The sequence below is a fragment of the Mesorhizobium sp. M7A.F.Ca.US.002.01.1.1 genome (assembly GCF_004022955.1).
Taxonomy (GTDB): Bacteria; Pseudomonadota; Alphaproteobacteria; order Rhizobiales; family Rhizobiaceae; genus Mesorhizobium; species Mesorhizobium ciceri.
Genome location: NZ_RZQE01000678.1, coordinates 1 through 2,491, shown reverse-complemented (window position 1 = coordinate 2,491; position 2,491 = coordinate 1). Strand labels below are relative to the sequence as shown.

2 protein-coding genes are annotated in these 2,491 nt (G+C 61.8%); one reads left to right on the top strand and one right to left on the bottom strand.

Features of this window, described 5'->3' with window-relative positions; all coding sequences use genetic code 11:
* Positions 1-66 precede the first annotated feature (66 nt).
* Positions 67-1,107: an aromatic ring-hydroxylating dioxygenase subunit alpha gene (locus EN932_RS33910; RefSeq protein WP_013530418.1), complete on the bottom strand. Its 1,041-nt coding sequence runs from the start codon at positions 1,105-1,107 to the stop codon at positions 67-69.
* Positions 1,108-1,247: 140 nt separating this feature from the next.
* Here EN932_RS33910 and EN932_RS33905 point away from each other — a divergent pair, with 140 nt between their 5' ends.
* Positions 1,248-2,147, top strand: coding sequence for a LysR substrate-binding domain-containing protein (locus tag EN932_RS33905; RefSeq protein ID WP_164747153.1), 900 nt, complete (start codon positions 1,248-1,250; stop codon positions 2,145-2,147).
* The last annotated feature ends 344 nt before the right edge of the window (positions 2,148-2,491 follow it).

Sequence of the window (2,491 nt, the reverse complement as noted above, 5' to 3'; positions counted from 1 at the left end):
CCTTCGCGACCACTTTCAGGTCGCGAAATCCGCTTCTTGCGATGGTGTCGCGAGCGGTGAATGCATTCATTCGGCAGCTGCCAATTGCTGGCTCTCGCTGGCGATCAGCTTGGCCAGGTTCCGGCGAAAGCGCAGCGGTCCGACATCTATCTTCAGATCGAGATTGGGCGTGCGCTTGTTTGCCATGCCCTTGTGCACGGCATTGAGCACGGTGCGGTCCTCGTCGAAGGCGCCGCGCACAGAGGTGGCGAACTGGCGGGAAACCTCCAAATCGTCGGGGGCGAAATTGCGCATCTGGAACCAGTAATATTTCGTCTGGTTCTCATCGACCGGCGTCATGAAGTTGTAGCTGTCCATGAGGAACACGTCCTCGTGCAGCGGCTTGCCCTCGCCGCCGGTGCGGGCCGGCACGAAGATCGCCTTGATGATGGCGTTGGAGGGGTAGCGCACTTCGTAGTGCTGCTTGCGGTCGCAATTGCCTGAGAATTTGAGGAAAGGCGCATAGAAGGGCGCCGGCGCGGCATCGACCACCCAGCGCCACACGGTCACGCCGTCCGCGCCTACGGTGGTTTCGAGTGGCGCATCCTCCATCGCCTGAACGCCGCCGAAGGAGGACTGGTGGACCCAAGACACATGCGAGGGGTCGAGCAGGTTGTCGGTCATGTAGAGGTAGTTGCAATCGAGCGCCATGGACTCGCCGCGATTGACGCCCCATGCCGGATCGCCCCAGTGGTCGACCGCGAAAATCAGCGCGGGGTCGGCCTTTGCCGCTTCGCCCATCCATATCCACAGCAGCCCGTAACGTTCGGCGATCGGATAGGAACGAACGCATGCCACATGCGGTATCTTTTCAGCACCGGGCACGCGCGTACAGGTTCCGGTGCTGTCGAAGGTCAGCCCGTGATAGCCGCATTCGACAGTGTCGCCCTTGATGCGGCCCATGGACAGCGGCAGCTTGCGGTGGGGACAGGCATCCTCGAGCGCCGCCACCACGCCATCGGTCCGGCGGTAGAGGACAATATCCTCGCCAAGTATCCGGGTCGGCACCAGCCTGTCGGCGACCTCATGGTCCCATGCGGCAACGTACCAGCAGTTTCGAAGAAACATGGCGTCCTCCCGAGCTTGTGACGCCTAAACGAATATCTTGCGGGCCTGGGACGACATAGGGCTTGCATCTGCGTTCTATTTTAGAAAAACTAAATCAAGCTGACCCCAGGATCGTTGCCCAGGTGAAGAAGACGCCCCCACTGCGTGCGATACAGGCCTTCGAGGCTTTCGGGAGGCGTGGCAGTGTGACGGCGGCCGCCAACGAACTCGGCGTCTCCGTCGGCGCGGTCAGCCAGCAGATCCGCAAGGCCGAAGACGCCCTGGAGGCGCGGCTTTTGGAACGGCGCGGCAGGAGTGTCGCCCTTACCGCGCTGGGCCGCGTTTACCACGCAGCGGTTGCCGTCGGCTTCGAACACATTCGCGACGCCCAGGATCTCATCGAACAGGCCCGGTCCGCGGACACTTTGACCATCTCCTGCCTGCCGTCGTTGGCCAGCAAATGGATCGGCCCGCAGCTCCTGGATTGGCAGGTCGACCACCCCGGCGCGACCGTGCGGCTGGTGGGCGCCGAGACGGAGCCAAGGCTGGGCGCCGAACAAGTTGACTTCCGTATTTCGTACGGCACGAAATATCGTGATTTCGAGCACTACACCGAACTGTTCACCGACTGGGTGGTGCCGGCCTGCTCGCCGACGCTGCTGGCGAAACATCCGGTCGGCAAGCCCGCCGATATTCTCGATCTGCCGCTTCTCAGCATCGAATGGGCCCGCGATCACCGCTCGCCGCCGACATGGGCGGAATGGGCCGCAAGCATCGGCGCGGTGCACCGCAGAACATCCGGCGAAGTGGCCTTTTCCCTGTCGAGCGCGGCGATCGATGCGGCGGCCAACGGAAGGGGCTTTGTGCTGGCGCAACTGTCGATGGCTGCCGACGATATCGCGTCGGGCAGGCTCGTCGCCCCGTTCGACAAGCGGATCAGGCTGCCGGAACCTTATTTTTTGGCTTGGGATCGGGCCATTCTTGAGAAGCCTTTTGGTCCTGAGCTGCGAGCCTGGATTGTTTCGATTTCCAAGCGACTGGGCGCAACCTTAGCCGGATAGTCGAACACCGATCTGGAGACACAAGTTTGCATCTGCCGAGTTCGCGCGCACCAGCGTCTTAAGAGATCCAGACATTGATCGGCGGTGTGCGGTCCCACGGATTGCTTCAGTTTGCCCTAAATATCTCGACAAAAGTCCGCTTTTTTCGCCCTTCTTGCACCGCTAGCCGTCGGGCGGCTTTGCGACCCAAAACAGCAGCGTTCGCGCCCTCAAGTCAACAGGGGTTCACTCAACTTCCCCGCTGTACGAGATCCCGGCGAACTCGGAGCCCCTGCTTGAGCAAATCCCGACGTACACGAAGTCCTGGCCCCGCCCCACCATCGTAACGCCGGCTTCCTCATCAG